We start from the raw sequence: 5,450 nt of genomic DNA, 5'->3' as shown, positions 1-5,450 counted from the left end.
GACCTCGCACTCCACACCGGACACCACACCAACCACCCCCACCTCACCGAACTCACCCTCCAAACCCCACTCACCATCCCCGAACACGCAACCATTCAGCTCCAAGTAATCGCAGGCCCTGAAGACACCCAGCAACAGACCACCCCCATCACCATCCACTCCCGCCAAGCCGACGACGAAGCGTGGACGCTCCACGCCATAGGTGTGCTCTCCGACGTTCCCGCCGATTCCGCAGGTACGGATCTCACCGCCTGGCCGCCGGCCGGTGCGAAGGCTCTGTCCGTGGAGACCCTTTACGAGTCGATGGACGCCCGGGGTTACGGCTACGGTCCCGCCTTCCGAGGCCTCACCGCCGCCTGGCGCGACGGCGACGACCTCTACGCCGAGATCGAACTCGGCCCCGACACCGACGTCACCGGCTACGGCATCCACCCCGCACTCCTCGACGCCGCCCTCCACACCCTCGGTGCGGACAGTGGTACGGACAGCGGTACGGACGGACAGACAGAGGCCGAGCTCGCGCTGCCCTTCTCCTGGTCCGGGGTCAGTCTGCACGCGACCGGTGCCACCGCACTGCGCGTCCACATCGGGCGCGGGGACGCGCGGACGGTCGCGCTCAGCATCGCCGACCCGGTCGGCCAACCGGTCGTACATGTCGAAGCCCTGACACTCCGGGCGATAGACCCGGCGCAGCTCGCCGCCGTCAGCACCAAGCCGGCTGACGAGAACCGGCTGTTCACCATCGCCTGGTCGCCGGCGGCTCCGTCCGAGGCCGGGACCGAGGCGGTTGCCAATGCCGTTGCCAAGGACGCGGACCCGCAGCCGTACGCACTTCTGCTGGCCGGTATCGATGAGGCCCCGCAGGAGGCGGAGGTCCATGCCCGGGTAGGCGATTTCGCCGAACTGCCTCTGCCCGAGCAGGTACAGGCCGCGAGCGAGCAGGCCCTCGCCCTCCTCCAGGACTGGCTGACCGACGACGCCCGCACCAACTCCCACCTCGTCGTCGTCACCCGCCACGCCGTCGCCGCCCAACCCGGGGAACGCCTCACCGACCTCATCCACGCACCTCTCTGGGGCCTCATCCGCAGCGCCCAGAGCGAACACCCCCACCGCATCACCCTCATCGACACCGACAACCACCCCGACAGCACCAACCAGCTCACCCACGCCATCCACACCGCAACCACCACCGACGAACCCCAACTCGCCCTCCGCAACGGCAACATACTCACCCCCCGCCTCGCCCCCTTCCCCGCACCCGAGCGACTCTCGCCTCCCACGGATGCGCCCGCCTGGCGTCTGGGTGTCACGGGCGGGGGCACCGTCGAAGACGTACGCCTGGTGGACTTCCCCGAGGCCGTCGCGCCGCTCGCACCGGGACAGGTCCGGATCGCCCTGCGCGCCGCGGGGCTGAACTTCCGGGACGTCGTCGTGGCGCTCGGCATGGTGGCGGACGTGCGGTCACTCGGTGGAGAAGGCGCCGGTGTGGTGATCGAGGTCGCGCCCGACGTCAGGCACCTCGCGGTGGGCGACCGGGTGATGGGGCTTCTCTCCGGTACCGGGCCGGTCACCATGACCGACGCCCGGCTGGTCACCCGTATGCCGGACGGCTGGAGCTTCGCCGAGGCGGCCACCCTCCCCATCGTCTATCTCACCGCCTACTACGGACTCGCCGATCTGGCGGGTGCGCGGCGGGGTGAGCGTCTGCTCCTGCACGCCGCGACGGGTGGCGTCGGTCTGGCAACGCTGGAGCTGGCCGAGCACTGGGGTCTTGAGGTGTTCACCACGGCGAGCCCGGCGAAGCAGCACGTGCTCCGCGACCGGGGCGTCCCCGACACCCACGTCGCCTCCTCCCGCACGCTCGACTTCGAGCAGCACTTCCGTGCCACGGCGGGGGCCGCGGGTGTCGACATCGTCCTCAACTCCCTGGCCGGTGACTTCACCGATGCCTCGCTGCGCCTCCTCGGTGACGGTGGACGCTTCATCGAGATCGGCAAGACCGACATCCGGGACGCCGACACCGTATCGGCGGAACACGATCACGAGGTCGTCTACCAGGCGTTCGACCTGGGGGACGCGGGGCCCGACCGTATCCAGGAGATGCTCCAGGAGCTGCGCGAGCTGTTCGTGAGCGGGGCGCTCAAGCCGCTGCCCGTCACTGCCTGGGACATTCACGACGCCCAGCAGGCCATCCGGTTCCTAAGTCAGGCCCGGCACATCGGAAAGGTGGTTCTCACCCTCCCGAGCGTGATCTCTCCCGAGGGCACGGTGCTGATCACCGGCGGCACCGGCGTACTCGGCGGACACATCGCCAGGGAACTGGTCACCGGGCACGGAGCCAGGCACCTCCTGCTCGCCAGCCGCTCCGGTGCGGACGCCGCCGGCGCCACCGAGCTGCGGGCGGAGCTGGAGGCTCTCGGCGCCGAGGTGCGGGTCGAGTCCTGTGACGCGGCCGACCGGGATCAGCTCGCCGAGCTGCTGGACAGCGTTCCCGCCGAGCACCCCCTCAGCGCCGTCGTACACGCCGCCGGCGTTCTCGAGGACGCGACGGTCGAACGACTCACGCCCGAGCAACTCGCCTTCGTCCGGCGTCCGAAGGTGGACGCGGCCTGGAATCTGCACGAGCTGACGGCGGAGACCGACCTGGACGCCTTCGTGCTGTTCTCGTCGGCCGCCGCCGGGCTGGGTGCCCCGGGCCAGGCCAACTACGCGTCCGCCAACGCCTTCCTGGACGCGCTCGCCGTCCACCGACGACACCAGGGTCTGCCGGCGGGATCGCTCGGCTGGGGCTACTGGGCCGAGGCCAGCGGCATGACGGGCCACATGAGCGAGGCCGACACCGAGCGTCTGGTGAGGGGCGGAGTCAGGCCGCTGCGTACGGAAACGGCGCTCCGGCTCTTCTCCACCGCCCTGACCAGCGGCGCCCCTTCGCTCCTGCCGATCGACCTGGACACCAAGCGGCTCAGCCCGGAGAGCGCCCCGGCGCTCCTGCGTGGACTGGTCCGCCGCCCCACGCGGCGTGTGGCCGCCGGGACCGGCGCCGGTGCGGTCGCGGGCCTCGCGGGCAGTCTCGCCGGGCTCTCTCCGACCGCACAGCGGGAACGACTGCTCGCACTGGTCTCCCAGCACGTGGCGGCCGTCCTCGGCCATGCGGCTGGTGTGGACGCAGACCGTGCGTTCAAGGAGCTGGGCGTCGATTCACTGACAGCTGTTGAGCTCCGCAACCGGCTGGGCGCCGCCACCGGCGTGCAGTTGCCGACAACCGTGGTCTTCGACCACCCGAGCCCCAAGGCTCTGACCCAGTACCTGCTCACTCAGCTCGTGGGCAGCGAGTCGAAGGGCACGGCTCGTCCCGCCACGACGAACGGCGCGCCTCAGGACGACGAGCCGATCGTGATCGTCGGCATGGCGTGCCGCTTCCCCGGCGATGTCTCGTCACCGGAGGATCTGTGGCGGCTGCTCGCCGAAGGCGGCAGTGGGATCGGCGAGTTCCCGACCGATCGCGGCTGGGACATCGAACGGCTGCTGGACCCGGACCCCGATCACGCCGGCACTTCCACCACCCAGCGCGGTGGATTCCTGCACAGCGCGGCCCAGTTCGACGCCGAACTCTTCCGGATCAGTCCGCGCGAGGCCCTGGCGACCGACCCGCAGCAGCGACTGCTCCTGGAGACGGCCTGGGAGACGTTCGAGAGCGCGGGCATCGACCCCACGTCCCTCAAGGGAAGCGCGACCGGTGTCTTCGCCGGACTGACCTCACAGGACTACTTCTCCCGGCTGTCCAGCATTCCCGAGGACCTTGAGGGCTACCTCGGATCAGGCAGCCTGGCCAGCATCGCGTCGGGGCGTATCGCCTACACGCTGGGCCTTGAGGGTCCGGCGGTGACGGTGGACACGGCGTGCTCGTCGTCGCTGGTGGCCCTGCATATGGCCGCCCAGTCGCTGCGGAACGGCGAGTGCGACCTCGCGCTGGCCGGTGGCGTCACCATCATGTCCACCCCGAACGCGTTCGTCGTCTTCAGCCGGCAGCGTGGGCTGGCGCCGGACGGCCGGTGCAAGCCGTTCGCGGCCGGTGCGGACGGCACCGGCTGGTCGGAAGGTGTCGGGCTGCTGTTGGTGGAGCGGCTGTCGGACGCCCAGCGCAACGGACACCAGGTCCTCGCGGTGGTAAAGGGTTCGGCCATGAACCAGGACGGTGCGTCGAACGGGCTCACCGCTCCCAATGGGCCTTCGCAGGAACGGGTGATCCTTCAGGCACTGGCAAATGCGGGGCTGACGGCGGCGGACGTCCAGGCGGTGGAGGCGCACGGCACGGGTACGACGCTCGGTGACCCGATCGAGGCCCAAGCCATCCTCGCGACGTACGGTCAGGACCGCCCGGAGGACGCGCCTCTGTGGCTCGGATCGCTGAAGTCGAACATCGGGCACACGCAGGCGGCTGCCGGTGTCGGCGGTGTCATCAAGATGGTCATGGCGATGCGGGAGGGCGTACTCCCGGCGACGCTGCACGTGGACGAGCCGACGCCGCATGTCGACTGGTCGGCGGGGGCGGTGGAGCTCCTGAGGGAGAGCAGGCCGTGGGCGGTCGGGGAGGACCGGCCGAGGCGGGCCGGTGTGTCCTCGTTCGGGATGAGCGGTACGAACGCGCACGTCATCCTGGAACAGGCCCCGGAAGTTGAAGTCACCGAGCCCGGAGCGGAGTCCGGCCCTGAGATTGGGTCGGGTGTGGTGGTGTGGCCGGTGTCGGGTCATACGGCTCCGGCCCTGGCCGAGCAGGCTTCCCGCTTGCACGCACACCTGACCGCGCACCCCGAGTTCACGGCCGAGCAGGTCGCGCACGCCCTGACCACGACCCGCGCGGCCCTGGCCCATCGGGGCGCGGTTGTCTCGACGGACCGTGGCGAGCTGATGGACGGCCTGACGGCTCTGGGCGAGGGTGCTCCCAGCGCGCACACGGTCACCGGGGTGACACGTCCGCCCGGGAAGACAGTGTTCGTCTTCCCCGGCCAGGGGGCCCAATGGCCGCTCATGACCGCCGACCTCCTGACGACCGAGCCCGTCTACGCCCAGTCGATCGACGCATGCGCGACGGCGCTGGCGCCGTATGTCGACTGGTCACTGCGAGACGTCCTCACGGACCCGGCCGGGGAACTCCTGGAGCGCGTGGATGTGGTCCAGCCGGCGCTGTTCGCGGTCATGGTCTCCCTCGCCCGCCTCTGGGAACACCACGGCACCAGCGCTGATGCCGTCATCGGCCACTCCCAGGGCGAGATCGCCGCAGCCCACATCGCCGGCGCACTCACCCTGGAGGACGCGGCGAAGATCGTCGCCCTGCGCAGCAAAGCCCTCACCTCCCTGACCGGGCGCGGCACCATGGCATCGGTCACCCTGCCCCACGAGCAGGTCACCGAGCAGATCGCCACGTTCGAGAGTCTGTCGGTCGCGGTCAT

General features: G+C 70.3%; 1 protein-coding gene. It reads left to right on the top strand.

Annotated features, from left to right (window positions below):
• The coding region (locus ACFWHU_RS38455) for an SDR family NAD(P)-dependent oxidoreductase (RefSeq protein ID WP_387231001.1) at window positions 1–5,450 on the top strand (5,450 nt) is incomplete at both ends.

It is taken from the genome of Streptomyces sp. NPDC060366, from assembly GCF_042725135.1.
In the GTDB taxonomy this organism is placed as follows: Bacteria; Actinomycetota; Actinomycetes; order Streptomycetales; family Streptomycetaceae; genus Streptomyces.
This window is presented reverse-complemented; position numbering and strand designations above follow the sequence as displayed.